This window comes from Oceaniglobus sp. K40-3 (assembly GCF_055808395.1).
In genome coordinates, this window is record NZ_CM147868.1 from 890,001 (window position 1) to 915,963 (window position 25,963).

The following is a 25,963-nucleotide window of genomic DNA, read 5'->3' on the forward strand; positions in this document are numbered from 1 at the left end:
TAATGGGTCATCGACTTGGTCTATCTAGCAAGCTTAAGCCGATAGGTGTAGGCGCAGCGAAAGCGAGTCTTAATAGGGCGCATGAGTTAGATGGATCAGACCCGAAACCGAGTGATCTAGGCATGACCAGGATGAAGGTTAGGTAACACTAACTGGAGGTCCGAACCCACACCTGTTGAAAAAGGTCGGGATGAGTTGTGCCTAGGGGTGAAAGGCCAATCAAACTCGGAGATAGCTGGTTCTCCGCGAAATCTATTTAGGTAGAGCGTCATCCGAATACCCTCGGGGGTAGAGCACTGGATGGGTAATGGGGCCCCACAGGCTTACTGATCCTAACCAAACTCCGAATACCGAGGAGTACTAGATGGCAGACACACGGCGGGTGCTAACGTCCGTCGTGAAGAGGGAAACAACCCTGACCTACAGCTAAGGCCCCTAATTCATGGCTAAGTGGGAAAGCATGTGAGACGACCAAAACAACCAGGAGGTTGGCTTAGAAGCAGCCATCCTTTAAAGATAGCGTAACAGCTCACTGGTCTAGATAAGTTGTCTTGCGGCGAAGATGTAACGGGGCTCAAGCCATGAGCCGAAGCTTAGGATGCACATAGTGCATGGTAGCGGAGCGTAGTGTGACATAAGACTTCGTCTTTTTTGTTTAAGCGGATCGTTGGTTGCAGGGGCGCAAACGCGCTCAAGTAGCCGAAGGCGGTAGCGCAAAATAAAGAAGACAAAGTCTTTTCTGTGAAGCCGGCGCGTGAGCGATCCGGTGGAGAGATCACTAGTGAGAATGATGACATGAGTAGCGACAAACAGGGTGAGAGACCCTGTCGCCGAAAGTCCAAGGGTTCCTGCTTAAAGCTAATCTGAGCAGGGTAAGCCGACCCCTAAGGCGAGGCCGAAAGGCGTAGTCGATGGGAACCAGGTTAATATTCCTGGGCCAGGAAGAAGTGACGGATCTCGAGGGTAGTTCATCCTTATCGGATTGAATGGGCTGCTTAGAGGTTCCTGGAAATAGCTCTTCCGCTAGATCGTACCCTAAACCGACACAGGTGGACTGGTAGAGAATACCAAGGCGCTTGAGAGAACGATGTTGAAGGAACTCGGCAAAATACCTCCGTAAGTTCGCGAGAAGGAGGCCCGGTTATCACGCAAGTGGTGGCCGGGGGCACAAACCAGGGGGTGGCGACTGTTTACTAAAAACACAGGGCTCTGCGAAGTCGCAAGACGACGTATAGGGTCTGACGCCTGCCCGGTGCCTGAAGGTTAAAAGGAGAGGTGCAAGCCTTGAATTGAAGCCCAGGTAAACGGCGGCCGTAACTATAACGGTCCTAAGGTAGCGAAATTCCTTGTCGGGTAAGTTCCGACCTGCACGAATGGCGTAACGACTTCCCCGCTGTCTCCAACATCGACTCAGCGAAATTGAATTGCCTGTCAAGATGCAGGCTTCCCGCGGTTAGACGGAAAGACCCCGTGCACCTTTACTACAGCTTCACACTGGCATCAGGCCAGGCATGTGCAGGATAGGTGGTAGGCTTTGAAGCAGATACGCTAGTGTCTGTGGAGCCATCCTTGAGATACCACCCTTGCTTTGCTTGATGTCTAACCGCGGACCGTTATCCGGTTCCGGGACCCTGTGTGGCGGGTAGTTTGACTGGGGCGGTCGCCTCCCAAAGAGTAACGGAGGCGCGCGAAGGTTGGCTCAGAGCGGTCGGAAATCGCTCGTTGAGTGCAATGGCAGAAGCCAGCCTGACTGCAAGACTGACAAGTCGAGCAGAGACGAAAGTCGGCCATAGTGATCCGGTGGTCCCGAGTGGAAGGGCCATCGCTCAACGGATAAAAGGTACGCCGGGGATAACAGGCTGATGGTGCCCAAGAGTCCATATCGACGGCACCGTTTGGCACCTCGATGTCGGCTCATCTCATCCTGGGGCTGGAGCAGGTCCCAAGGGTACGGCTGTTCGCCGTTTAAAGAGGTACGTGAGCTGGGTTTAGAACGTCGTGAGACAGTTCGGTCCCTATCTGCCGTGGGTGTAGGATACTTGAGAGGAGTTGCCCCTAGTACGAGAGGACCGGGGTGAACGATCCACTGGTGTACCAGTTGTTCCGCCAGGAGCAGTGCTGGGTAGCTATGATCGGAAAGGATAACCGCTGAAGGCATCTAAGCGGGAAGCCCCCTCAAAACAAGGTATCCCTGAGAGCCGAGGTAGACCACCTCGTCGATAGGCCGGAGATGTAAGCGCAGCAATGTGCTCAGTTGACCGGTACTAATTGCTCGATAGGCTTGATTTGATCCAGTGGAAGCTGGACTTCGTTGGCACAAACCAATGAAGAAAATCAAAAGTACACCAGGTGTACAGGACTTGGATAAGTTGCAATCATAACTGATCACCATGCAAAAGCGCCTCAAAACGCCCCCCATGGTGGGGCCCAAAAAGGGCCCGTATTCTTCCCTCGGTTTGGTGGTCATAGCGCGAGCAGAAACACCCGATCCCATCCCGAACTCGGCCGTTAAGTGCCGTCGCGCCAATGGTACTGCGTCTTAAGACGTGGGAGAGTAGGTCACCGCCAAACCTAGCGAAGAATACATAATCTCTCGTACGATCAACCGACTCCCCGTATCCGTCCGGCTACGTCGCGCTTGACGCCTGTTGCGGCGTCCAGTTCCAAGGCGCGAGTTCTTCGGTATCCGTCCTGACCTGCCCCCCGGAAGTTCCCTCAATCTGATGTAGAGTCTGCCCAACCTGAAGGAGCAGACGAGATGAGGAAAAGCCGTTTTACCGATGCGCAGATAATCGGGATGATCAAAGAGCAGGAGGCTGGTTTGCCAACCGCTGATCTGTGCCGGAAGCATGGCCTGAGCCCTGCGACGTTCTACAAGCTGAAGGCCAAGTATGGCGGGATGGATTTGTCCGATGCTAAGCGGCTGAAGCAGCTCGAGGATGAGAACGCGAAGCTGAAACGCCTAGTGGCAGATGTCATGCTGGACAATGTTGTGCTGAAGGATCTCCTGGGAAAGCCCTGACGACGCCGATGCAACGGCGGGACGCAGCGCTGCGGGCGATGCGGGATCATCCGATCTCTCAACGCCGGGTCTGCGTCCTGATCGGTGTCGATCCCAAGACCGTGCGGCGCGAAAGATCGCCCGATAATCCGGAGGTCCGCCTGGAAATGAACAAGATTGCTGAGAAACGGCGCCGGTTCGGTTACCGGCGCATTGGCGTCCTGCTGGAGCGCGTGGGCATGATTATGAACGAAAAGAAACTTTACCGAATTTACCGGGAAGAGGGTCTGTCAGTGCGCCGCCGTAGAGGCCGGAAACGGGCGCGAGGCAGCCGCACACCGATGCCAGTGCCATTGCGCCCGAACCAGCGCTGGTCCTTGGACTTCCTGTCCGACACCTTCGGAGCCTGTCGCAAATTCCGCATCCTGGCTGTGAACGACGATTGCTGCCGCGAAAACCTATGCCTGGTCCCGGACACGAGCATCTCCGGGGCCAGGGTCGCACGGGAGTTGGATGCGCTGGTCCGGATCTATGGGAGGCCCGCCTGCATTGTCTCGGACAATGGCACCGAGTTTACCAGCAAAGCGATCCTGAAATGGGCAAACGACAACAAGGTCGAGTGGCATTACATCGATCCCGGCAAGCCGCAGCAGAACGGCTACATCGAGTCATTCAACGGCAGCCTCCGCGATGAATGCCTGAACGAAGAGATCTTCGACACCTTGGCAGATGCCCGCCGAACGCTGGCCCTCTGGCGCTACGATTACAACAACGTCAGGCCACACTCATCGCTCGGCAACAAGACCCCAGCAGAAGCGCGCCGGGCGCTTGACCTACATGATGGCACCGCGCCCGGCGCGCTTGCCACACCCGAAATCGACGACTATCAAACCCAAGGACTCTCGTTATGAATGAGGGACGACCGGGGGGCAGGTCACAGGCAGTGCCAATGGCCCGGTTACGATCTAAACAACCAGCCGGTATTTAAGTTTATTGCTCAACGTCCCGAATTTATTGGGCGGCAGGCGCAGGTTTTTTCTATTATCTCAGCCGAGACTCTGCAATTCCGAGCCATAATATGAAAGCAGAACACGCCCCGCTGACCAGGCTGATCTGCTGCGCGCGATTGATCGAGATGATTGACATGCGCCACGTGTTGGTGAAGCTTGCTGTCCTGACCGACCGGGAAGTTTTTGATTGGGAATGGCTCGGATTCTTTCTATCCCACACCGGTCGTCCCGCCACCTCGCACCGTCTGGTGGCCGGGTGCAGTATGTTCAACGTGTCCATGCTCTCTCGGACGAGGCTGTCGTGGCCCGGTGGGCCGAAAGCCCCTTTTGGCAGCATTTCTGCGGTGAGGCGTTCTGCCAGCACTGTCTGCCGATTGATCCGTCCTTCATGACGCGCGGGTGACGGCGAGGATGTCAGACCAGTCAAAGCTATCTCTCCGTTGCAACCGACCGGACATTTCATAGAGCCCGGCAGCGGCAAAAAGTGCAACCAGCGGAAAGCCGATAGCGGCGGGAATGATCCGGAACCGCTCGCTGAAGCCAAAGCGCGTTGCGGTGATCCGTGTTCGTTTGGAACTACAGGCCACTCGCGCGCTGGCCATCGCGGACGCCATCGAAATTTAACGGATCGGGCCGCTTGCATTGCCAAATATCTCGGAAACATTGGTGTGCGCCCGCGTCAGCGCGTGTTCCACATTCTTACGGACTTTCGCAAACCGTGTCGACGGAACGGGGACCGAAATTGCATAGTAGTTTCCGCTCCCACCCTGGAACGCGACTCCAACGGCCGAGATGCCCTGGCTGTGTTCATCAGTATCATATGCCAGACCGGTCTCGCGAATGCCCTTCAAAATCTTGCGCAGTTCATTGCACCGTTCAGCACTCCCGGTTCGTTGCCATTCCTGTTTCGCCAGTTTCATGGCGTCGTCTTCGGGCATCAGCGCAAGGCAGGCACGTCCATTGGCCGTTGTGGTCAGAGGAAAAACATCGCCGACCGACGACACAGTGCGGAGCCGGTGCAGCCCTGGAACCTGATCAATGAAAATCATACCTTCACCCTTGAACACGGCAAGGTCGGTTGTTTCACCGGTCTCGTGCGTGATCTCGTTCAGAATCAACCGGCAGCGTTCAACAATGTTGTAACTGGCCGCCTCGGCCAGTGCCGCAAGTTCGGGGCCAAGGCGAAGACCACCGCCGTTTGGATCGCTGATGACCAGGCGCTCGGCGGCCAAAGCGCCGGTGATTCGCTGTACCGTAGACCGGGGCAACCCGGTCTCAGTCGCAATCCTGCCGAGGCTCAGCCCGGTACGGTGATCCTTGAGCACACGCAGGATCGCAGCCGCCCGCGCAATAACTTGAATGCCACCCCGGTCTGTTTTGTCGGAAACTTCAAGCATTAGCCCGTAATCTCGCAATATTTTACCTAAGCGATACGTCTGCTCGCCGGACTCTTATGTATCGCAATGCGGTGCGGTGCAACCGAAATTCAACAAATTATTGACCGCATGGTGGGTTTGCCGTACCGTTATGCGGGACGGGGGGCGAAGAGCTTCTCTGCACCTTCAGGAACGAAAAGCCACCTTTTGGGCGAACAAGGGAGACATCTCAGATGGTCGAAATCCGCGGGATCGAATTTCAGGCGAATACCGACAACGACATGGGGCTGGAGTTCTACAACCTCAGCCATCGTTTCGGGTTTCAGAACCCGAACTGGCCGTATTTTCAGGATACCAAGATTGAGCGCATCCACTACATGGCCAAATCCGGTGTGCTGAGTCAGCGCATCACGACCACCATGCATGCCACCACACACATCGACGCACCGGCGCACGTGGTACAGGGCACGCCGTTTATTGACGAGGTTCCGCTGCCGCATTTCTTTGGAACTGGGATTGTCGTGTCGCTGCCCAAGAAGAAGTGGGAGCCGATCACCGGCGAAGATTTGGAGAAAGCCTGTGGTCATGTCATCCGCAAGAATGACGTGCTGATCATCAATACCGGTTGGCATCACGATTACGAGGATGGCGACTACTTTGCTTATTGCCCCGGCTTTGTTGCCTCGGCTGGCGAATGGATGGTGGAAAAAGGCGTCAAGGTTGTCGGCCACGATACCCAGGCCAACGACCACCCGCTTGCCACTGCAATCGGCCCCCAGCGCAACGGCCCATTGCTCCCGCACCTGGCCGAAGAGTACAAGGAATGGTCCGGCGGCAACGACTGGAAAGATGACTTCCCGGATTGGGAGCCGGTACACCAGATCCTGTTCAAGAATGGTATCCTCGGCATTGAAAACGTCGGCGGCGATCTGGACGCGGTGACCGGCAAGCGCTGCACATTCGCCTTCTTCCCTTGGAACTGGGATCGCGGTGACGGCTGCATCATCCGGCTCGTGGCGATGATCGACAAAGGCCAGAACTTCCGCATCGACGACGGCGCGGAATTCTAAAGCACCCGGCGGGCCGCTCTGGGGGGGGGCCTGCCCATCGGGACAGACAATAAACGCGAGGAGATATCATGCACCTGAAACGCTTTCAGGACGCGCAGCCCTATGTGGCGCCAAACCATTTCGAATGCCACGGGCTGAGGCTTCAGGGGTTCGAGGAAGGTGGTCCGACCAACCAATGGATCGGGTTCAGCCAGTTTCTGCCCGGTGGCGGAGCGGGGCCGGATTCAACGCCATTTGAGAAAGTCTATGTCGTGCTCGAAGGCGAGATGACGGTGATCGTCGATGGCGAGGAAACAGTTCTGGGCCGCTACGACAGTTGCACCATCCCGCCTGACGAGGTGCGCAAGATCGAGAACCGCACCAATGACACCTGCAAGATGCTTGTGGTCATTCCGTATCCCCCCGAAAGCTGATCGGAGACAAAAGACATGAACGTGATGGCAAATCCCCTTTCGATGTTCGAGGTCAAGGGCCAGGTGGCGCTGATCACCGGTGCCTCCGGCGCATTCGGCATGGTCGCGGCGCGTATTCTGGCGGGTGCCGGTTGCAAGCTGGTGCTGGTGGCGGGAAATCAGTCCGCGCTGGACGGGATCGCCGAAGAATGCCGCAGCATGGGCGCGGATGTGATCGCGATCAACAAACGTCCGACGGATGAGGGCGTCTGCAATTCACTGGTGGCGGATGCCGTTGCGGCCTATGGCCAGCTTGATATCCTCGTTGTGGCCTCAGGTATGAACAAGGTCGCACTGATCAACGATATGTCGCCCGAAACGTTTGAAAGCGTTATGGACGCCAATGTCACGCAAAGCTGGCTTCTGGCGCGGGCCGCTGCTGGTCAGATGAAGGCGCAGGGCCATGGCGGCAAGATCGTTCTGGTCTCATCGGCGCGTGGACTTCTGGGGCACCCCGCGGGCTACACCGCCTATTGCGCCTCAAAGGCAGCGACCGACGGCATCGTCAAGGCGTTGGGCTGCGAGTTGGGGCCAACTGGCATCACGGTGAACGCCATCGCGCCGACGGTGTTCCGCTCGCCATTGACCGCATGGATGTTCGCCGACGACGAAAAGGCCAAGGAAGTGCGCGCCGGGTTCCTTGCCCGTGTTCCCAAAGGCAGACTGGGTGAACCCGAGGATTTGGCCGGACCGCTCCTTTTCCTCGCCTCGAAGGCGTCAGACTTTTACACCGGGCATATCCTGTATGCCGACGGTGGCTATACGGCGGGTTGAACAATGGTGGCCAAGAAACAGCAAATGGCCGTCATCGGCGCTGGTCTCATGGGTCACGGCATCGCCCTGACCCTGGCCCGTGCCGGTCAGTATGTGACCATCAGCGACCCGCACGAGGAAACGCTGAAAAGCGCGCCAAAACGAATTTCGGACAGCCTCAAGGTATTGGGCGCCAGCGAGGACGAGATTGCGCGTGCGTTGAAAATGATCGAACTTTGCAATTCGGTCGGTGCAGCGGTCAAAAACGCGCAGTACGTGTTCGAAGCGGCACCGGAAAAGCTTGATCTGAAGAAGAAGATCTTTGACGAGATCGAGGAACATGCGCCCGCAGATTGTGTCCTGGCGTCCAACACCTCGGTCATTCAGATTACCAGGATCATGGAGGGGCTAAAGGACCGGTCGCGTGCAATTGGCACCCACTGGTGGAACCCGCCACACATGATCCCGCTGGTCGAGGTGGTTAAGACCGAATGGACCGACGCCGCCGTGGCCGACGGGATGATGGCGCTGCTGGCGGATGCCGGCAAGACGCCGGTTCTGGTGGAAAAGGACGTGCCGGGATTCATCGGCAACCGGCTGCAACATGCGCTCTGGCGCGAGGCGATTTCCCTGGTCGAACGGGGGATCTGCGACGCGGAATCCGTCGATACGGTAGTCAAATCCTGTTTTGGCCGTCGTCTCTCGGTGCTGGGACCACTGGAAAACGCAGATCTGGTGGGCATTGATCTGACGTTGGACATCCACGAGAATGTTCTGGCCGATCTGGAAAACCGGCCCGGCCCCTCACCATATCTCGAACAATTGGTGAAGGACGGCAAACTTGGCATGAAATCCGGGGAGGGATTTCGCAAGTGGACCGAAGCAGAGGCCGCCGAAGTGCGCGCCCGCGTCGGTCGGCATCTGACGAAACTAGAGAGAATATTGGACTAAAAACACCGGCTGCCCGGGAGGGTGGCCAATTTCTGGGAGGAAATACCATGAAGACCAAGTACTCTTCACGCCGTCGGTTTCTGACCGGGGCAACAGCACTGTTGGCCGCCCCGGCCATTCTGCGCGGCACCCGTGCTTATGCCGCCAATCCGACACTGCGTGTTGGGCACGTCAGCCCGCGCACCGGCCCTTTGGCCGGATTTGCCGAGGCTGACGATTATGTGATTGGTGCGATCCAGGACGCCTTTGCCGGGGGGATCGAAAATAACGGTAAGACCTGGAACATCGAGATCATCTCGAAGGACAGCCAGTCGAACCCGAACCGCGCCGCCGAAGTCGCCGCCGATCTGATTCTTGGTGACGAGGTCGACATCATTGTCGCCGCATCGACCCCCGACACCGTCAACCCGGTTTCCGATCAGGCCGAGATCAACGAAGTGCCCTGCATCACCACCGACTGCCCGTGGCAGCCTTATTTCTTTGGCCGCAACGGTGTGCCGGGGACCGGCTTCCGGTCGACCTACCACTTCTTTTGGGGTCTTGAGGATGTAATTGCCGCGTTCCTCGACATGTGGGGCGGCGCGGACGTGGCCAAGAAGGTCGGCGGGTTGTTCCCCAACGACGCCGACGGCAATGCGTGGGGTGACGCGGAGCTTGGACTGCCGAAACCGTTTGCTGCCGCCGGGTACGAATTGGTGGATCCCGGTCGCTACCAGCCGGTGAATGACGATTTCTCGAACCAGATCGCCGCCTTCAAGGCGGCAGGCTGCGAGATCGTCACCGGCAACATGATCCCACCCGATTTCGCGACGTTCTGGTCGCAGTCCGCGCAACAGGGCTTCAATCCCAAGATTGTAACCATCGGCAAGGCGCTGCTGTTCCCCTCGGTGATTGAATCGCTTGGTGACCGTGGCGACGGGTTGTCGTCCGAAATCTGGTGGTCACCGAACCACCCGTTCTCTTCCTCACTGACCGGGGCCAGTTCCCGCGAACTGGCCGAAGGGTATACCGCCGCGTCGGGCCGTCCGTGGACCCAGCCGATCGGTTTCAAACACGCGTTGTTCGAGGTTGTCGCGGACGTGGTCAAGCGGGCCGAAGACCTTGAGGATTACGAATCCATCACCGCCGCCATCCCGGAAACCAACCTCGACACCATCGTCGGCAATGTGAACTGGGCCAACGGGCCGATCAACAACGTCACCAAGACGCCGCTGGTTGCGGGACAGTGGCAGAAAGAGGGCGAAGCTTTTGACCTGAAGATCGTCGCCAATTCCGCCGCGCCGAATATCCCGTTGACCGGCGAACTAAAGCTCTTGGGCTGATCGAAGCCGGGCGCCGAACGTCCGGCGCCCGAACCTCAAAAAGGGTGCGATGATGTCGACCATTCTAAAGCTTGATGGCGTGACCAAGGCATTTGGAGCCGTGACGGTTGCCGACAACCAAAGTTACGAGTTGACCCAGGGCGAGGCGCTTGGCGTGATCGGGCCGAATGGTGCGGGCAAGACATCAATGTTCAACCTGATCACCGGCACGCTGACACCGGATTCTGGTCGGGTGCATTTTTGCGGCAATGACATCACGGCCCAAAGCGCCGCGACGCGCAGCCGGTCGGGCATTGCCCGCAGCTTTCAGGTGCCGCAGCCGTTTTCCGGTCTCACGGTGTTTGAAAACGCGATGATTGCCGCAACGCAGGCTGCGGGCCTGTCAGGTCACGCGGCAGAGCGGCTGTGCCTTGAGGTGCTGGAGCAGACTGAATTGTTGAGCAAGGCAAATACGCTTGCGGGCAAGTTGACATTGCTCGACCGCAAGCGTCTGGAAATGACCCGTGCGCTTTGTGCCAAACCGAAGCTGTTGTTGCTGGACGAGATAGCGGGTGGTCTGACCGAGGCGGAATGCCATTCGCTGGTCAAGACCATCAAGGACATTCACGCCTCTGGGGTGTCGATTATCTGGATTGAACATGTGGTAAATGCTTTGCTGGCAGTTGTGGACCGGCTGATCGTGATCGATTTCGGCAAGAAGATCGCCGAGGGCGATCCGAAGATCGTGATGGACAGCCGCGAAGTCCAGGAAATCTATCTGGGGATTGAAGCCGATGCCTGAGCCTATCCTCAGTATCTCGGGCCTTGATGCCCACTATGGCGACTTTCAGGCGCTGTATGGCATCGACCTGTCCGTTACCGAAGGCGAAGTGCTGGCCATTATCGGATCAAACGGTGCGGGCAAGACCACGCTTTTGCGCTCGATTTCCGGGCTGATGCCCAATGGCGCAGAACAGATCCGCTACAACGGCGCGGCCATCGGCGCCTTGCGCGCCGATCAGGTTGCCGCACTTGGGCTGGCGCTGGTGCCGGAGGGGCGGCAGTTGTTCCCATCGCTCTCGGTCGAGGAAAATCTGCTGATCGGCGGGCGGGTGAATCGACCCGGTCCGTGGACCTTGCAAAAGGTTTATGACCTGTTCCCTATCCTGAAGGAACGGCGCAATCAGGCGTCCACGTCGCTTTCGGGCGGGCAACAACAGATGGTGGCGATTGGCCGCGCGTTGATGTCGAACCCGGACCTGATCCTGTTCGACGAGATCAGCCTCGGCCTTGCTCCCATCATCATCAAGGACATTTATGCCGCGCTCCCCGGCATTGTCGGTGATGGCATGAGTGCCGTGATCGTCGAACAGGACATCTCCAAGGCGCTGTCGGTGTCGTCACGGGTTTACTGCCTGCAAGAGGGTCGGGTGTCACTGGAAGGTGAGTCAGACTCCGTTTCGCGCGAAGACATCAGCCGCGCCTATTTCGGGATTGAGTGACATGGAATGGTTGAACGCAATTGTTCAAGGGGCCCTGCTGGGCGGGCTTTACGCGCTGTTTGCGGCGGGTCTGTCGCTGATATTCGGGGTTATGCGGCTGGTGAATATTGCCCATGGCGACCTGATTGTGATGGCGGCCTATCTCGGGCTGACAACCTCCGTGGCCCTGGGGCTGCATCCGCTATTGGCCCTGGTTCTGGTGATCCCGATGATGGCCGGTATCGGGTATGTGCTGCAACGCGCCATCCTGAACCAGACTCTGGGCGATGACCTTTTGCCGCCGCTTCTGGTCACGTTTGGTTTGTCGGTAATCATTCAGAACGCATTGCTCGAAGGTTATTCCGCCGATCCGCAAAAGCTTGATGCAGGGGCGTTGGAAACCGCCAGCGTTACGGTTGGCGGGCTGTCACTGGGGCTGTTGCCGATCCTGACATTTACCGTGGCAGTCGTGGTGATCGCGGGCCTTCAATGGATGTTTTACCGCACGGCGCTTGGCCGGGCCTTTCGTGCCGTATCCGACAATCAGGACATTGCCCAGCTTATGGGGCTGAACAAACGTCACATCTTCGGCCTTGCAATGGCGCTGGCGCTGGCCGTGACGGCAATTGCCGGCATTTTTCTTGGCATCCGCACCAGCTTTGATCCCTCTATCGGGGGCGGGCGGCTGATCTTTGGCTTTGAGGCGGTGATCATCGGTGGACTTGGCAACCTTTGGGGTACGCTTGCGGGTGGTGTTATTCTGGGTGTGGCCCAGACCGTCGGTGCCAAGATCGATCCCGGCTGGCAGCTATTGGCAGGCCACATCGCGTTTCTGGTCATCCTCGCCTTTCGCCCCAATGGCCTGTTCCCGAGGGTTTCGTCATGAGCACAGACGCGTACACCGTTTCGCGCGGCGGTCGCGCCGCCCAAATCGCCGGAGTGCTGGGCGCTGTCATCTTGGTTATTCTGATCGCAGCACCTTGGTGGGCGGGACGTGCCGACATGCGATTGTTAGGTGAGTTGTTCCTTTATCTGGCGCTGGCGTCCCTATGGAACCTGATGGCAGGCTATGCCGGGTTGGTGTCCGTGGGCCAGCAAGCCTATGTCGGCTTTGGCGGCTATATGCTGTTTGCGTTGACAATCTTTGGCGGGCTGAGCCCGGTTCTGGCGATTGCGCTGGCCGGGGGGCTTGGTGCGCTGGTGTCGGTCCCGGTCGCAGCGCTGATATTCCGCCTGCGCGGTGCCTATTTTGCCATTGGCACTTGGGTTATGGCCGAGGTGTTTCGTCTTGGGTTTGCACAGGTCAGTTCCCTTGGCGGCGGCTCAGGGTCATCCTTGCCGGTCGATATCGTGCGTTCCATGGCCGACGGGCGCTCTGCCCGAGAGGCACTGAGCTACTGGCTGGCACTGGGAATGGCGGTATTGGTGGTTGCCGCAGTCTATCTGTTCCTGCGTTCGCGCAAGGGCTTGGCGCTGACCGCGATCCGCGACAATGAACTGGCGGCCGGCAGTTTGGGTATCGACATCTTTCGCACCAAATTCCTAGTCTACATCGTGACAAGCGCCATGACAGCGATGGTCGGTGCCCTGATCTTCCTGCAAAAGCTGCGGATATCTCCTGATGCAGCATTCAGCGTCAACGACTGGACCGCCTTCGTGATCTTCATCGTAGTGATCGGAGGTATCGGCACCATCGAAGGCCCGATTCTCGGCACGCTGCTATTCTTTGCCCTGCGCGAAACCCTGGCCGACCTTGGCACGATCTACCTCATGGTGCTGGGTCTCGTGGCAATCGTCATCATGCTCAAGGCGCCCAAGGGCATCTGGGGCCTGGTCCAGGATCGCTTCAATCTGCAGCTTTTCCCGCTCGGCTACCGCGTCGAACGCACCGACACCACCAAAGGAGCCTGATCATGGCACGCCAAAAGACAATCATCACCTGCGCCATTACCGGTGCAATCCACACGCCCACCATGTCAGACTCGTTGCCCTATACCTATGACGATATCGCGCGTCAGGCGGTCGAGGCGGCAGAGGCCGGGGCGTCGATCCTGCACCTGCATGCCCGCGACAACGAAACCGGCGCGCCGTCGGTTGATGTGACAGATTTCCAACCCTTCCTGCCGCGGATCAAACAGGCGACCGATGCGGTGGTGAATATCTCGACCGGCGGCTCGCTGTCGCTTTCGATCCAGGACCGGATCACGCCGGCCAAAACCTTCAGCCCCGAAATGTGTTCGATGAACATGGGATCTATGAACTTCTCGTTCCATCCGCTGGCCAAACGCTATGGCGATGACGACTGGAAGTTCGACTGGGAAAAGGACTACGTCGCCAATTCCGACGGCAACATCTTCCGCAACACGTTTCGCGACATCAAGGAAGCGGCGGATACCCTCGCGCCGCATGACATCAAGTTCGAGCATGAGTGCTACGATGTTGGCCACCTCTACAACCTGAAATTCTGCATGGATATCGGCCTGTTCAAGGCGCCGATCTTCATCCAGTTCATCTTTGGCATCCTCGGCGGCATCGGCCCCGAGGTCGACAATCTGGTGTTCATGAAACGCACCGCCGACCGGCTGTTCGGCGACGATTACCGCTGGTCGGTACTGGGCGCCGGCGGGGCGCAGATGACACTGGCGACCACCGCAAGCCAGATGGGCGGCAACGTCCGCGTGGGACTGGAAGACAGCCTGTTCCTTTCGCGCGGCAAACTGGCGGAAAGCAACGCGGCACAAGTCGCCAAGATCCGTCGTATCGTCGAGGATCTGGGATGCGAAGTTGCGTCCCCCGACGAGGCCCGCGAAATCCTCGCCCTCAAAGGTGGCGACCGCGTGGCGTTCTGAAACGAGACGACCTTGAAACACTGGGAGGAGACCCACGGATGAAATACGGGCCAATTTTCGCGGCGACAGCATTGGCGGCAAGTGCCAGCACGGCAAGCGCCAACACGCGCCTGCTTGTCAACTACTTCTGGCCGTCAAGCCATTTCGCTGGAGCGAAGTGCTTCCGGCCTGGCTTGCCGAAGTCGAACGGGTGACCGACGGCCGCGTCCGCGGCAACATCCCGCCAACGTCGGTGGCGGCGCCGCCCGAGCAGCTTGCCTCGGTGAAAAAGGGCATTGTCGATGTGGCCGTGCAGTTCAACGGCCTGATTGCGAACCGTGTTCAGGGGCCATGTTGTTAAGTTCCATGCAAAAGTGAGCCGGTTTTTCCATCAAGAATTGAGCCATCTCTAGGTTATGTTTCTTGTTTCATGCTGGCGTCAAGACACTACTGGGTTCCTTCCTTGTTCGGGCTGCAGCGGCTGAGCGTGCCTTGAAGCGGAAGCTGTCATTGCCGGTCTCGAGGATGTGGCAGCGATGGGTGAGACGATCGAGCAGAGCAATGGTCATTTTGGCGTCTCCGAAGACCGTGGCCCATTCGCTAAAGCTGAGGTTTGTGGTTATGATGACGCTGGTGCGTTCGTAGAGTTTGCTCAGCAGATGGAAGAGCAATGCGCCGCCCGAAGCGCTGAACGGCAAATAGCCCAATTCGTCAAGGATCACGAGATCGAGCTTGGTTAGGCCTTCAGCAAGTTGCCCTGCTTTGCCTTTTGCCTTTTCCAACTCGAGGGCGTTGACCAATTCGATGGTCGAGAAGAAGCGCACCTTTCGGCGATGATGTTCGACGGCCTGGACACCGAGGGCTGTCGCAGCAAGGGTTTTGCCCGTTCCAGGGCCTCCGATCAGCACAACGTTTTGTGCCCCATTGTCAATGAGCGTTCAAAACTGACCCGGTTTCAGCATTTGATTTTGACCCGCCTATTGGGAGGCAAAGCCCTCAGGCGGGCCGCCCTCATATAGCGAGTCCGTCTGTGGGCTTTGCTTGCGGTGCGGTTATTCTTCTCTGCGGCTTTTGCTCTGCGCGAAGCGGTATGAGGTGTTGCCGGTCTCGATGATGGCACAGTGGTGCGTGACGCGATCCAAGAGCGCGGTTGTCATCTTGGCATCCACTGCCCGGCAGTCGCTGCTTGCAGCGATGAGAGGGGCCGAAGACAGCGACCCATTCCCCGAACTCCAGATTGGTGGTGATGATGACGCTGGTTTTCTCGTAGAGCTTGCTGATCAGGTGGAACAGCAGTGCGCCGCCGGATTTCGGGAAGGGGATGTAGCCCAACTCGTCGATGATGGCGCAATCCAGGGCCGACAGTTGCCGGATGATCTTCCCGGCGTTGCCATCGGCCTGTTCCTTGATCCACTGCCCGGCAGTGCATGTTTACATGCATGAGAGGGAGGGCATTGATCAGATCGACGGCGTTGAAGAAGCGGGCCTTTTTGCCGTTGTTGATCAAGGCGGTTCCAAGCGCGATGGCGATGTGGGTTTTGCCTGTTCCGGTTCCACCCACCAGGATGAGGTTGTGTGCCTCTTCGGTAAACTGGCCCGAGCAGAAGGGCTCGATCCGGGCCTTGGTGACGGCTGCCGCGCCGTAATCGAAGGTGGCGAAGTCCTTGTGATGCGGGAACTTCGCGATGCGCATTTGATACTGGCCTCTCGGCGATGCAAAGCATCGCCTGTCAGCTAATAGATGGAGCGCACCCGGCGCTCTACAGTTTCTGCGTCGATCAGTTGCTTTATCGCTGTGGTCAGACTGGGCGGCTTGCGCGCGGACAGCAAATCATGTGCGCAAGCTGCCATTCCATGCAGCCTCAGGGCGGTCAGTTGATCAATGAGAGCGTTCATATGACGGCCCCCTCTGCCGAGCACAGCGTTTCATAGCGCTTACAATCGGCCTCCGGGCGCAGGGTCAGCTGTGGATAGACGTATGTTTCGCTCAAGGAGGTGATGACCGGCTCGACCAGCTGGTTAATCAGGTTGATGATGGCGGGCAGGCGCAGGGTGTTTTGCTCCACCGCCAGATCACACGCAATCTCGACGACCTCGATCCGGTGATCCTGGGCCAGCAGAAGCAGATCGACAAACTCCCGATCCCCACCTTTGCCGGCCATGTAATGTTCCCTGATCCGATGCATGGCATCGGGCAGTTGCCAGTCCACGAAGGGTGCCCCGTTGCGCAAGGCGCCGGGTTTGCGGTCCAGCAGAGGAACGTAATGCCACGGTTCAAAGTAGCTGACGTTGCGGGTAAAGCGGCGCCTGTGTTCGGCAATGACATCCTGGCCTGACACCAGCACGATCCGGCCCGCATAGGCGCGCAAGGAGACATGCTGGCCTGCAAACCGGGACGGCACGCTGTAGCGATTGCTGGCATATTGAACCAGGCAGGTGGAACGGACACGCACCGTCTTCTCCACATAGCCATCAAAAGCCCGCCCCAGGGGGCGCAGCCCGGCGCGTTCATCTTCAAAAACCTCTGCAACCGTGCGGGTCGAATGTTCAGGATGAGCGCGATTTGCCAGCTCCTCGCAGCGCAGGCGCAACCAGTCGTTCAGCCCATCCAGATCATCGAAGGCTGGCATTGGGGCAAACAACCGGCCTCGCAAAAACTGGACCTGGTTCTCGACCTGACCCTTCTCCCAGCCCGACGCGGGGGGCAGGGCCGTCCAGAAGGGCGCCATTGGTTCAAGCCCAATGGACGGCGGCTCCATGACATAGTGGTTCATCAACGCGAGGAACCGCGGATGGAATATCCGATCCTTCGAGCGGGAGACATAGGTCACCATCGTTTTGGGATTGTCGATGATCCCGGGGCTCCGCCCGTTCACATCTCAAACCGTCCCCCGGACGGTTTGCCACCTTCGGTGGGTCGATGTTCACCCCGTCGCGGGACCCCGCCGTAGAAGGACAACGCCCGCACAAAGGCATCCAGCACCATCTCTTGGGCTTCGCCGGGATAGGCGACGACAAAGGGCTTGGATGGTGTCCCATGTCGTGGTGTAGCTCCGGATGGGCCTCGCGCTTCCGGGCGGGCGGAGTTGGTCAGTCGCACTGCGCGGCAGGCAAGCTGACGATGGCATCATCGCAGACTGGTGCGAGCGTTTCCAGTGTCATGTAGCGACCACGCTGGACGGTCCATTCCTCGGTCTGTTCCATCAGGATCGCGCCGACGAGACGTCGTATTGAGGGCTCGTTCGGAAAGATCCCGACGACATCGGTGCGCCGCTTGATCTCGCCGTTCAGTCGTTCGATGGGGTTGGGGGAGTGCAGCTTGGTGCGATGTTGCTGGGGAGTTCGCGCCGGTCCGCCGAAGGCGGCAAACCGTCCGGGGGACGGGTTGAGGCAAGAACGGGCTGAGCCCCATGCAGGCCAGAACGTCCTCCTCGGCTCCATCCATGAGCGTTGCGAGCTTCGGCAGCTTGGGCCGCATCTGATCGGCCACCAGACGCCACTGCACCTTGGCGGCCGTGTGATCTGGTTGGGCGAAGGCGGTGGCGATGAAGGCGGACACGACACGTCGGCTGTTCTTGCCGGCATGGGCCAGGGCATTGCGCTGGAAGTGGACGCGACAGCGCTGCCAGGTTGTGGACAGCACGCGGGCCGTCGCGGCCTTGATGCCTTCGTGCGCATCCGAGATAACGAGCTTCACGCCACTCAGCCCGCGGCGGACAAGGTCACGGAGGAATTCGGTCCAGAAAGGCTCGGCCTCCGAAGCGCCGATCGCCATGCCCAGAACCTCGCGTCGCCCGTCGGTGTTCACGCCGACTGCGAGGGTAACCGCGACACTGACGATCCGGCCGCCCTGGCGAACCTTGAGGTAGGTGGCATCGATCCAGAGGTATGGCCATTCGCCGTTGATCGGTCGGGTCAGAAAGGCATCGACCCGTTCATCAATTTCCTCGCAAAGCCGACTGACCTGGCTCTTGGAGATTCCGGTCCCGCCCATGGCCTGCACGAGATCGTCCATGGCTCTGGTCGATACGCCATGGACATAGGCTTCTTGAATAACGGCCGTCAGCGCCTTCTCCGCGGCCCGTCGAGGCTCCAGGAAAGAGGGAAAGTAGGAACCGGTGCGCAGCCGGGGGATACGCAACTCCACACTGCCTGCCCGGGTCTGCCAATCCCGGTCGCGGTAGCCATTACGCTGCGCCAGACGTTCGACGCTCTTCTCGCCATAGTCGGCGCCGGTCCTGGCGCCGACCTCCAGGTCCATCAGCCGTTCGGCGGCGAAACCGATCATCTCGCGGAGCAAATCGGCATCGGCGCTCTTTTCCACAAGCGCACGCAGGTCCATCATCTGTTTGGTCATCGGCTGTAATCCTCGGTTCAGGTTGGTCATCACAACCCGACCCTACCGAAAAACCCGATGGCCACCGCAAGCTACACCACGTCCGGGGACGTCACCAAATCTCGCGGATCGATAGCTTCTCCCGCAAAGACATCCGTCGGATTATGTTCAAAAGTCCCATGTGTATCACTCCATTGCTCCCCGTTGCGCATCGCGCTGGGGGAAGGGTCACATGGCTCAATTCTCAGTGAAAATTATTCGCTAAACCGGCTCACTTCTAAGTGGAAATCAACAGGATTGGCGTCCGGCGTCCGGGCTGTGTCTTCGTGCTGGGCCCGGTCCACAATCTCCACAGGAAGAAAACATGCCGTCTCAGCAACCTCACCTTCAATGATCTCAGGATCCGGTGCAAACTTGGGATCACGTAGCCATTTGTGGATCAGGTTGGTGTTCATCGCGTAACGCCGCGCCACCTGCGCAACCGATACCCCCGGCGCGCAGGTTTGCGCGCAGATCGAAACCTTCTCCTCATCCGACCAGAACCGCTTCTTCTGACCCTTCTTGCCCGCCATTTCCGTCCTCAAGATGTCCACTATCAATGGTGGACACTTATCAACACACTCTATGGCACGTCAGAACAGCCGGGCCGGACGCTTACGGCAGAAGCAACGGGGTTTACGACGTGGCTGCGCGGATAATGGGACGGTCGGCCAGAGTGGTGGGCAGGCTGGCGGCGGCCAGGAGTGCCGGGACGGGTCTGTCCTGGGCACAGGCCTGCGCGAGAGCTTTGGCCGCGGGATCGTCCAGAGGGCGCCCCTGCGCTGTTTCTGCAATCACAAACGATAGCCATGCGGCGATGGCGGTTTCGATGGCGGGGGCGGACAATCCTGCCGCTTGGCGCGCCTGCCATGTTTCGACCAGCCGCTGAGGCAGTTTCTGGCTGCCGTCCATGGCGATCTGGCGCAACTGGTGGTGCAGGGTTGGGTTGGCAAAGCGGGCGATCAGGGCCTCGGCGTATGCGGGGGTTTCGCCGCGAATGTCGTCGGGCAGGGTGTCTGTCGCCTCGGCCATCAGGGCGCGCACATCGGCTAAAAGGGCGGGGTCGGCGATGGCTTCGTGAACATAGGTGTGGCCGGCCAGCGTTCCGGCATAGGCAAGAAACGAATGTGCGCCGTTCAGCAATCGCAGCTTGCGCAACTCATAAGGCGCAACATCGGCCACCAGCCGCGCGCCGGCTTCTTCCCACACGGGGCGTGGCCCGGCGAAAGTATCGGCGATCACCCAATCGCTGAAGGCTTCGGTGGCGACGGGGGCCGCATCATCGCGGCCTGTTTTCTGTTTTACCTCGGTGATCAGGGCGTCGGTGGTGGCTGGGGTGATGCGGTCAACCATCGTTTCGGGGCAGGTGACGTTTTCGGCCAGCCACGGCGCAAGATCGGGTGCGGCAATCGCGCAGAAATCCATCAGGGCGCGGTGCAGCTTGGTGCCGTTGGACGACAGGTTATCGCAGGACAAGAGGGTGACGCCCCCGGCGCCATTTGCCATGCGGGCCGCCAGGCCCCGTGCCAACAGGCCGAATATCGTGCCATTCGCCCCGTCCAGATCGGCGCGGATTGCCGGATCGTCGGGGTTCAGGCGCCCTGTGCCCGGGACAATGCCATAGCCTTTTTCGGTGATGGTAAATGAAATCACATGGGTGTCGGGGGCGGCGATCCGGGCGATGATCTGGTCGGTGTCTTCGCCGCCCACGAGAACCTCGTCAATCGTGTCGATCCATGCGAAATCCGTTTCCCCCGCATCCTTGGTGACCAGGGTATAGCCGAAACCCTGTGCGGCCAGCCTGTCACGCACGGTGGGTGAGCGCAGGGAAACGCCGGTGATGTGCCAACCGCCCGCCTTGTGGGTGTACCATGCCTGATGGGCGCGGTGGAAATTGCCGATGCCAAAGTGCAGGATGCGGTTCATACTCATATCTCCAGCCGATAGGCAGAGCGCGCCAATCCGGTGCTGAGCAATCCGGCAATACGGGTTGCATCATCTATTCCGAACAGCCCGCGTTTCACCTGTTTGCCCAGATGGGTGGCCACACCTTGCCGCCAGACATCATGGCGGGCGGGGATCGAACAAAAGGCGCGGGTATCGTCGTTGAACCCGGCCAGATTGTGGTATCCTGCGGTTTCCACCACCCGGTCGAAATACCGTGCGATGCCCCGCGCACTGTCATGAAACCACCAGGGCGGCCCGATGCGCAGGCACCGCCAGTGGCCCGCCATGGGGGCGAGCTGGCGCGCGTAGGTGGATTCATCCAATGTAAACAGGATCATGTTGAAGCTGTCCACATGACCGACCTGATCCAGCAGCGGGCCAAGACCACGCGCCCAGTCGGTGGTTACGGGAATATCTGCCCCCATGTCGCGCCCGTACTGGCGCAAAAGCGAGGCGTTGGTGTTGCGCCGCGATCCGGCGTGAAGCTGCATCACCAACCCGTCATCGCAACTCATCCGCGCGGATTCGACCAACATGTGCGCGTTGAAATCGGCGGCTTCTTCGGCGGTGCAGTCCCCCTTGCGGGCCTTGGCATAGAGTTCCTCCATGCGTTCGGGAATCCAGGCGGTGCGCAGCACCTCTTGGGCGTGATCGGTGGCCGTGGCCCCCAGCGCGGCAAAGGCGGCGCGGCGGCTGCGCAGGGCGTCAAGGAAATCGGGGAAACGGCCTATTTCGTGCATTTCGGCCAGCGCCTTCATCGCCGGGGCGAACCGGCTATCGGCCGGGTCGAACAGGGCATCGGGGCGGAAGGTTGGCACGACGCGCCCGGCCCAGCCCGATTTGCGGATGTTTTGGTGATGGGGCAGCGGGTCGGTGGCGGCATCGGTGGTGGCCAGCGCTTCGATGTTGAACCGGTCGAACAGGGCGCGGGGGCGGAATTCAGGCGTTTTCAGGGCCGCATCGATATGATCATAGATCTCATCCGCCGTGTCAGGGCCGAACGGCAGATCACAGCCAAAGGTTTCGCGGAACATATAGGTCAGCCAGACGTGCGAAGGGGTGCCCAGAAACTTGTCCCAATGCCGGGCGAACAGCCGCCAGATTGCCTTGTTGTCGCGCTGTTCCGGGGCAACGCCAATGCCCAGTTCGGCCAGTGATACACCTTGGGAATTGAGCATGCGAAACAGGTAATGATCGGGGATCAGGATCAGGCTGGTCGGGTCGGGAAATGCCGTATCCCTGGCAAACCATGACGGTTCGCAATGGCCATGGGGCGAAGCGATCGGATCGTTGCAAATCGTTTCGTAAATCTTGCGCGCACCCTTGTTCATGCCGTTCCTCCCGGTGTTTCCCGCACCCTAACCACAGGGGGGCGGGGCGAACAGGGCAAAACGCCGAGGTTTCTGCCTTATGGCCGCTTGCAAACCGGGGCTGGTCCGGGTCACATGGCCGACGAACATCCCGGAGGCCCCAATGAGCGATATCGTCACCGTGCGCGACGTGCGGAAAACCTATGACAGCGGGTTCGAGGCCCTGAAAACCGTTTCGCTTGGTATCCGCGAGGGTGAAATTCTGGCGTTGCTCGGGCCGAATGGGGCCGGGAAAACCACGCTGATTTCTCTGATCTGCGGGATTGCCAACATCACCTCGGGCAGCATTACCGTAGGCGGCCATGACACCGTTGCTGATTATCGCGCCGCGCGCAGCCTGATCGGGCTGGTGCCGCAGGAAATCAACCTTGAACCGTTCGAGCGGGTGATCAACACCGTGCGCTTTTCCCGGGGCCTGTTTGGCAAGCCGCGCGATGATGCCTATGTCGAAAAGGTGCTGCGCCAACTGTCCCTGTGGGACAAGAAAGACAGCAAGACGATGGAACTGTCGGGCGGAATGAAACGCCGGGTTCTGATTGCCAAGGCGCTGGCCCATGAACCACGGGTGCTGTTTCTGGACGAACCCAGCGCCGGGGTGGATGTGGAACTGCGCAAGGATATGTGGAAGGTGGTGGCCGATCTGAAACGCGACGGCGTGACGATCATCCTCACCACCCATTACATCGAAGAGGCAGAAGAAATCGCCGACCGGATCGGGATTATCGCCAAGGGCGAGATCCTGCTGGTCGAGGAAAAAGCCGCCCTGATGCGCCGCATGGGCCAGAAACAGATGGTGATCGAACTGCAACAGCCGATTGATGAAATCCCCGCTGTGCTGGCCGCCTATGACCTGACTTTGGGGGATGATGGCACGCTGACCTATTCCTATGATACCCAGGGCGAACGCACGGGCATCACCACGCTGTTGTCCGATCTGTCGGCGGCGGGAATGGTGTTGCGCGATGTGCAGACCCGGCAAAGCAGCCTTGAGGATATTTTCGTCGGGCTTGTGCAAGAGGATACATGATGAATCTCACCGCAATCCGCGCCATTTATGTGTTTGAAATGGCCCGCACATTCCGCACCCTGTTGCAATCGGTGGTGTCGCCGGTGCTGTCCACGTCGCTGTATTTCGTGGTGTTCGGCGCCGCCATCGGCAGCCGCATCGACCAGGTCGAGGGGGTGAATTACGGTGCCTTCATCGTGCCCGGTCTGATTATGCTGTCGGTGCTGGTGCAATCGGTCAGCAATGCCGCGATGGGCATCTATTTTCCCAAATTCATCGGCACGATCTATGAATTCCTGTCGGCGCCTGCGTCATTTATCGAACTGACCGCCGGCTATGTTCTGGCGGCGGCGACCAAATCTCTGATGATTGGCCTTATCATCCTTGGAACGTCCTTTGTCTTTGTGGACATCACCATTCTGCATCCGTTCTGGATGGTGGCGTTTTTGCTGATGACCTGCCTGTCGTTTTCGTTGTTCGGGTTCATCATCGGCATCTGGGCGCAGAATTTCGAACAGTTGCAACTGGTGCCCATGTTGATCGTCACGCCCCTCGTGTTTCTGGGCGGGTCGTTTTATTCGATCAGCATGCTTCCCCCGGTGTGGCAGACGATCACGCTGTTCAACCCGGTTGTTTATCTGGTTTCAGGGTTTCGCTGGGCATTTTTCGGCACTTCGGATGTGTCGGTCGGGTGGAGCGTCGCGGCTGTCGCGGCGTTTACCCTGCTGTGCCTTTGTGTCATCGGGTGGATATTCAAAACCGGTTATCGCCTGCGCAAGTGATGTTCTGATGGCGCCGAGCCTTGTTGCCGAGGGCGGCAGGCTCTACATGCCAAGGATGAAGCGCTTTATCCCATTCCTGCCCAAACCGCCCAGAGTCGCCGTCATCCGTCTTGAGGGGGTTATCTCATCTGGCGGGCGGGGTGCCCTGAACGATGCCGGGCTTGCCCCATTGATCGAAAAGGCATTTGCGCGGGGCAAACCGCGTGCGGTGGCCCTGGTCATCAATTCCCCCGGGGGCAGCCCGGTGCAATCTGCGCTGATCGCGGCGCGCATCCGGCGGCTGTCGGGGGAAAAGAAAATTCCCGTTCACGCCTTTGTCGAAGATGTGGCCGCGTCGGGCGGATATTGGCTGGCCACTGCGGCCGATCATATCTGGGCCGATGAAACATCCATCGTCGGGTCGATCGGAGTGATTTCCGCAGGTTTCGGACTGGAGGATTTCATCGAGCGGCACGGGATCAAACGCCGGGTCTATACGGCGGGAAATTCGAAATCCATGCTCGACCCGTTTCAGGCCGAAAAGCCAGAAGACATCTCGCGCCTGAAAGACTTGCAGGAACAGATTCACGCCGCGTTCATCCGCCAGGTGCAAAGCCGCCGCGCGGGCAAACTGCCCGAAGGGCGCGATTTGTTCACCGGTGAAATCTGGGCCGGGGCGGGCGCACAGGATGTTGGCCTGATCGACGGCATCGGCCATCTGGTGCCGAAAATGAAGGAATTGTTTGGCGACAAGGTGCGATTCACCGTCCTGAGCCGCAAGCGCCCGTTTCTGTCGCGGCTGGGCCTGTCCATGGGCGATGCCGCCCTGAGTGCGCTGGAGGACCGGGCCGCCTTTGCCCGGTTCGGCCTGTAGATGATGGTCAAGATTGTCACCCTGTTCCTGCTTGTCATTGTCGTTCTGGGCATGTTTGGCAAGCTGCGGTTTCCGGGGCAGGCACGGGTGAAATCCATGAAATGCCGCCACTGCGGGCGTTACCGGATCGGTAAGGGGCCGTGTGATTGCGGCGGGAGAAAAACCTAGAATGCATGATTTTGCATTTGTGGGCATCGGCCTGCTGATTCTGTTGCTGGCAGGGGATTCACTGGTGCGGGGGGCGGTCAATCTGTCGCTGCGCCTGGGCGTTCCGGCCCTGGTTGTTTCGCTGACGATTGTCGCCTTCGGCACATCGGCGCCCGAGCTTCTGATTTCGGTCAGTGCGATCCGCGACAATGCGCCGGGCATCGCCTTGGGCAATGTTGTGGGATCGAACACAGCCAATATCCTTTTGGTGCTGGGCATTCCCGCGATGATTACTGTCCTGCACATGACCGGGTCGGATACGCGCAAAAGCTATGTGATGATGCTGCTGGCGACGGTTCTGTTTATCGGGCTGAGCTTTTTCGGCCCCCTCACGTGGTGGCACGGGCTGATCCTTTTGGCGGGGCTGGCGGTGATGCTGGGCGATCAGCTGCGTGATGCCCTGTGCCATCGCCGCGCCGACGATGAGGATGTGCAAGAGGTCGAGGGCGCCGATCCGTCCATGGCCGGGTGGAAAATCGCCGTGGCGCTGGCGCTGGGGCTGATCGGGCTGCCGATCGGGGCTGATCTTCTGGTGGATGGTGCCACCGGGATCGCCCGCGATTTCGGGGTCAGCGAAACGGTGATCGGGCTGACGCTTGTGGCGGTGGGAACCTCACTGCCCGAACTGGCGACAACGGTGATGGCGGCCTTTCGCAAACAGGCGGATGTGGCGATGGGCAATGTCATCGGATCGAACATGTTCAATATTCTGGCGGTGATCGGGATCACGGCACTGGTCGGCCCGATTCCGGTAAGCGCGCAGTTCCTGACCTTTGATCTCTGGGTCATGCTGGGGGCGTCACTGCTGCTTGCGCCTTTCGTGTTCTGGCGCTGGCGCATGGGGCGCCGATGGGGCGTGGCGCTGGTTGCGCTTTATGCGGTCTATGTCGTGATGGTGATCCGCTAGGTTTTCCCGAGACATTTTCTGAGGGGTTTTGCCGCCTGAGGGCAACATTTGTACCCTGCCGTCAGGCGGAATGTGTGGGCCAACATGTGGCCCCATCCAAGTGTCGCGACGTTAGTTGTACACTGCCCCCGGAGTTGTAACAAAACTGTTAGGGTTTCTTTAATGTTTTCAGATGTTTGCGTCAAAATTGGAAAAATCTACATTATTTCCAATGCCTTACGGACAAGCCTAAAAAACAGGCATACCGATGAAACCTGCCAAAACAAACGGAAATTCGCGGACCTTCAGAAGTT

General features: G+C 59.0%; 23 protein-coding genes, 2 rRNA genes and 4 pseudogenes (1 of these 29 running past the window's edge). 20 read left to right on the forward strand and 9 right to left on the reverse strand.

Annotated elements, in window-relative coordinates; all coding sequences use genetic code 11:
- From AC0L7P_RS04610 to AC0L7P_RS04625, 4 genes and pseudogenes are all read left to right on the forward strand, one after another.
- Nucleotides 1-2,289: ribosomal RNA gene (locus tag AC0L7P_RS04610) — 23S ribosomal RNA — on the forward strand (it extends 693 nt beyond the left edge of the window).
- Between the two features lie 166 nt (nt 2,290-2,455).
- Nucleotides 2,456-2,571, forward strand: a 5S ribosomal RNA gene (gene rrf / locus AC0L7P_RS04615).
- Between the two features lie 187 nt (nt 2,572-2,758).
- A protein-coding gene (locus AC0L7P_RS04620; protein ID WP_473432659.1) for an IS3 family transposase occupies nt 2,759-3,912 on the forward strand; the annotation gives its coding sequence in 2 pieces (ribosomal slippage) (nt 2,759-3,008 and nt 3,008-3,912; 1,155 coding nt in all).
- A 202-nt stretch (nt 3,913-4,114) separates the two neighbouring features.
- Nucleotides 4,115-4,408: pseudogene (locus AC0L7P_RS04625) on the forward strand (transposase); the annotation flags it as partial.
- On the opposite strand, the gene AC0L7P_RS04630 reads toward AC0L7P_RS04625, so the two are convergent.
- Together AC0L7P_RS04630 and AC0L7P_RS04635 are read right to left on the reverse strand one after the other, a co-directional pair.
- On the reverse strand, nt 4,398-4,625 hold the full coding sequence (locus AC0L7P_RS04630; protein WP_473434681.1) for a DUF2189 domain-containing protein: 228 nt from the start codon (nt 4,623-4,625) through the stop codon (nt 4,398-4,400). The pseudogene AC0L7P_RS04625 and the gene AC0L7P_RS04630 sit on opposite strands and share 11 nt — an antisense overlap.
- Before the next feature lie 6 nt (nt 4,626-4,631).
- Nucleotides 4,632-5,408 (reverse strand): IclR family transcriptional regulator, encoded by a 777-nt coding sequence (locus tag AC0L7P_RS04635; RefSeq protein WP_473434682.1) that lies wholly within the window; start codon nt 5,406-5,408, stop codon nt 4,632-4,634.
- 212 nt (nt 5,409-5,620) lie between these two features.
- On the opposite strand from AC0L7P_RS04635, the gene AC0L7P_RS04640 reads away from it, so the two are divergent.
- The 11 genes from AC0L7P_RS04640 to AC0L7P_RS04690 all read left to right on the forward strand — a co-directional run bounded on the left by AC0L7P_RS04640 (nt 5,621) and on the right by AC0L7P_RS04690 (nt 14,584).
- Entirely contained in the window at nt 5,621-6,457 is an 837-nt protein-coding gene (locus AC0L7P_RS04640) for a cyclase family protein (RefSeq protein ID WP_473434683.1), read from the forward strand.
- A gap of 68 nt (nt 6,458-6,525) precedes the next feature.
- Nucleotides 6,526-6,870 carry a cupin domain-containing protein gene (locus tag AC0L7P_RS04645; RefSeq protein WP_473434684.1) on the forward strand — a complete coding sequence of 115 codons (345 nt, stop codon included), beginning with the start codon at nt 6,526-6,528 and terminating at the stop codon, nt 6,868-6,870.
- Nucleotides 6,871-6,894: 24 nt separating this feature from the next.
- The gene (locus AC0L7P_RS04650; protein ID WP_473434685.1) at nt 6,895-7,683 is read left to right on the forward strand and encodes an SDR family NAD(P)-dependent oxidoreductase; all 789 of its coding nucleotides are present in this window, start codon (nt 6,895-6,897) and stop codon (nt 7,681-7,683) included.
- Nucleotides 7,684-7,707: 24 nt separating this feature from the next.
- Nucleotides 7,708-8,613, forward strand: coding sequence for a 3-hydroxyacyl-CoA dehydrogenase family protein (locus AC0L7P_RS04655; protein ID WP_473434686.1), 906 nt, complete (start codon nt 7,708-7,710; stop codon nt 8,611-8,613).
- A gap of 101 nt (nt 8,614-8,714) precedes the next feature.
- Nucleotides 8,715-9,935, forward strand: a complete 1,221-nt coding sequence (locus AC0L7P_RS04660) for an ABC transporter substrate-binding protein (RefSeq protein WP_473434687.1) — start codon at nt 8,715-8,717, stop codon at nt 9,933-9,935.
- Between the two features lie 52 nt (nt 9,936-9,987).
- Nucleotides 9,988-10,716 carry an ABC transporter ATP-binding protein gene (locus AC0L7P_RS04665; RefSeq protein WP_473434688.1) on the forward strand — a complete coding sequence of 243 codons (729 nt, stop codon included), beginning with the start codon at nt 9,988-9,990 and terminating at the stop codon, nt 10,714-10,716.
- Complete coding sequence (locus tag AC0L7P_RS04670) at nt 10,709-11,416, forward strand: ABC transporter ATP-binding protein (protein ID WP_473434689.1); 708 nt, start codon at nt 10,709-10,711, stop codon at nt 11,414-11,416. Before AC0L7P_RS04665 ends, AC0L7P_RS04670 begins: the two co-directional genes overlap by 8 nt.
- 1 nt (nt 11,417) lies before the next feature.
- Nucleotides 11,418-12,281 carry a branched-chain amino acid ABC transporter permease gene (locus AC0L7P_RS04675; protein WP_473434690.1) on the forward strand — a complete coding sequence of 288 codons (864 nt, stop codon included), beginning with the start codon at nt 11,418-11,420 and terminating at the stop codon, nt 12,279-12,281.
- Nucleotides 12,278-13,306 (forward strand): branched-chain amino acid ABC transporter permease, encoded by a 1,029-nt coding sequence (locus AC0L7P_RS04680; protein ID WP_473434691.1) that lies wholly within the window; start codon nt 12,278-12,280, stop codon nt 13,304-13,306. Before AC0L7P_RS04675 ends, AC0L7P_RS04680 begins: the two co-directional genes overlap by 4 nt.
- A gap of 2 nt (nt 13,307-13,308) precedes the next feature.
- Nucleotides 13,309-14,244, forward strand: coding sequence for a 3,5-dioxohexanoate:acetyl-CoA acetone transferase (kce, locus tag AC0L7P_RS04685; protein WP_473434692.1), 936 nt, complete (start codon nt 13,309-13,311; stop codon nt 14,242-14,244).
- Between the two features lie 157 nt (nt 14,245-14,401).
- On the forward strand, nt 14,402-14,584 hold the full coding sequence (locus tag AC0L7P_RS04690; RefSeq protein ID WP_473434693.1) for a hypothetical protein: 183 nt from the start codon (nt 14,402-14,404) through the stop codon (nt 14,582-14,584).
- A gap of 67 nt (nt 14,585-14,651) precedes the next feature.
- On the opposite strand, the pseudogene AC0L7P_RS04695 reads toward AC0L7P_RS04690, so the two are convergent.
- From AC0L7P_RS04695 to uxaC, 7 genes and pseudogenes are all read right to left on the reverse strand, one after another.
- Nucleotides 14,652-15,143, reverse strand: a pseudogene (locus AC0L7P_RS04695) (ATP-binding protein); the annotation flags it as partial.
- A 132-nt stretch (nt 15,144-15,275) separates the two neighbouring features.
- Nucleotides 15,276-16,119: pseudogene (locus AC0L7P_RS04700) on the reverse strand (ATP-binding protein).
- A complete protein-coding gene (locus tag AC0L7P_RS04705) occupies nt 16,116-17,099 on the reverse strand; it encodes a Mu transposase domain-containing protein (protein ID WP_473432711.1) in 984 nt (327 codons plus the stop codon). Before AC0L7P_RS04705 ends, AC0L7P_RS04700 begins: the two are co-directional and overlap by 4 nt.
- Nucleotides 17,100-17,313: 214 nt before the next feature.
- Nucleotides 17,314-18,580: pseudogene (locus AC0L7P_RS04710) on the reverse strand (IS256 family transposase).
- Between the two features lie 233 nt (nt 18,581-18,813).
- Nucleotides 18,814-19,131, reverse strand: a complete 318-nt coding sequence (locus AC0L7P_RS04715) for a transposase (protein ID WP_473434694.1) — start codon at nt 19,129-19,131, stop codon at nt 18,814-18,816.
- 103 nt (nt 19,132-19,234) lie between these two features.
- Nucleotides 19,235-20,524, reverse strand: a complete 1,290-nt coding sequence (locus AC0L7P_RS04720) for a mannitol dehydrogenase family protein (RefSeq protein ID WP_473434695.1) — start codon at nt 20,522-20,524, stop codon at nt 19,235-19,237.
- A 2-nt stretch (nt 20,525-20,526) separates the two neighbouring features.
- Nucleotides 20,527-21,876, reverse strand: coding sequence for a glucuronate isomerase (gene uxaC, locus AC0L7P_RS04725; RefSeq protein WP_473434696.1), 1,350 nt, complete (start codon nt 21,874-21,876; stop codon nt 20,527-20,529).
- 142 nt (nt 21,877-22,018) lie between these two features.
- On the opposite strand from uxaC, the gene AC0L7P_RS04730 reads away from it, so the two are divergent.
- The 5 genes from AC0L7P_RS04730 to AC0L7P_RS04750 are packed head-to-tail and all read left to right on the forward strand — an operon-like array spanning nt 22,019 to nt 25,670.
- Nucleotides 22,019-22,942: an ABC transporter ATP-binding protein gene (locus AC0L7P_RS04730; RefSeq protein ID WP_473434697.1), complete on the forward strand. Its 924-nt coding sequence runs from the start codon at nt 22,019-22,021 to the stop codon at nt 22,940-22,942.
- Nucleotides 22,942-23,703: an ABC transporter permease gene (locus tag AC0L7P_RS04735; RefSeq protein ID WP_473435394.1), complete on the forward strand. Its 762-nt coding sequence runs from the start codon at nt 22,942-22,944 to the stop codon at nt 23,701-23,703. The genes AC0L7P_RS04730 and AC0L7P_RS04735 overlap by 1 nt, the downstream gene beginning before the upstream one ends.
- Before the next feature lie 55 nt (nt 23,704-23,758).
- The gene (locus tag AC0L7P_RS04740; protein WP_473435395.1) at nt 23,759-24,556 is read left to right on the forward strand and encodes a S49 family peptidase; all 798 of its coding nucleotides are present in this window, start codon (nt 23,759-23,761) and stop codon (nt 24,554-24,556) included.
- Complete coding sequence (locus AC0L7P_RS04745) at nt 24,557-24,724, forward strand: hypothetical protein (RefSeq protein WP_473434698.1); 168 nt, start codon at nt 24,557-24,559, stop codon at nt 24,722-24,724.
- A 1-nt stretch (nt 24,725) separates the two neighbouring features.
- Nucleotides 24,726-25,670, forward strand: coding sequence for a calcium/sodium antiporter (locus AC0L7P_RS04750; protein WP_473434699.1), 945 nt, complete (start codon nt 24,726-24,728; stop codon nt 25,668-25,670).
- Nucleotides 25,671-25,963: the final 293 nt, after the last annotated feature.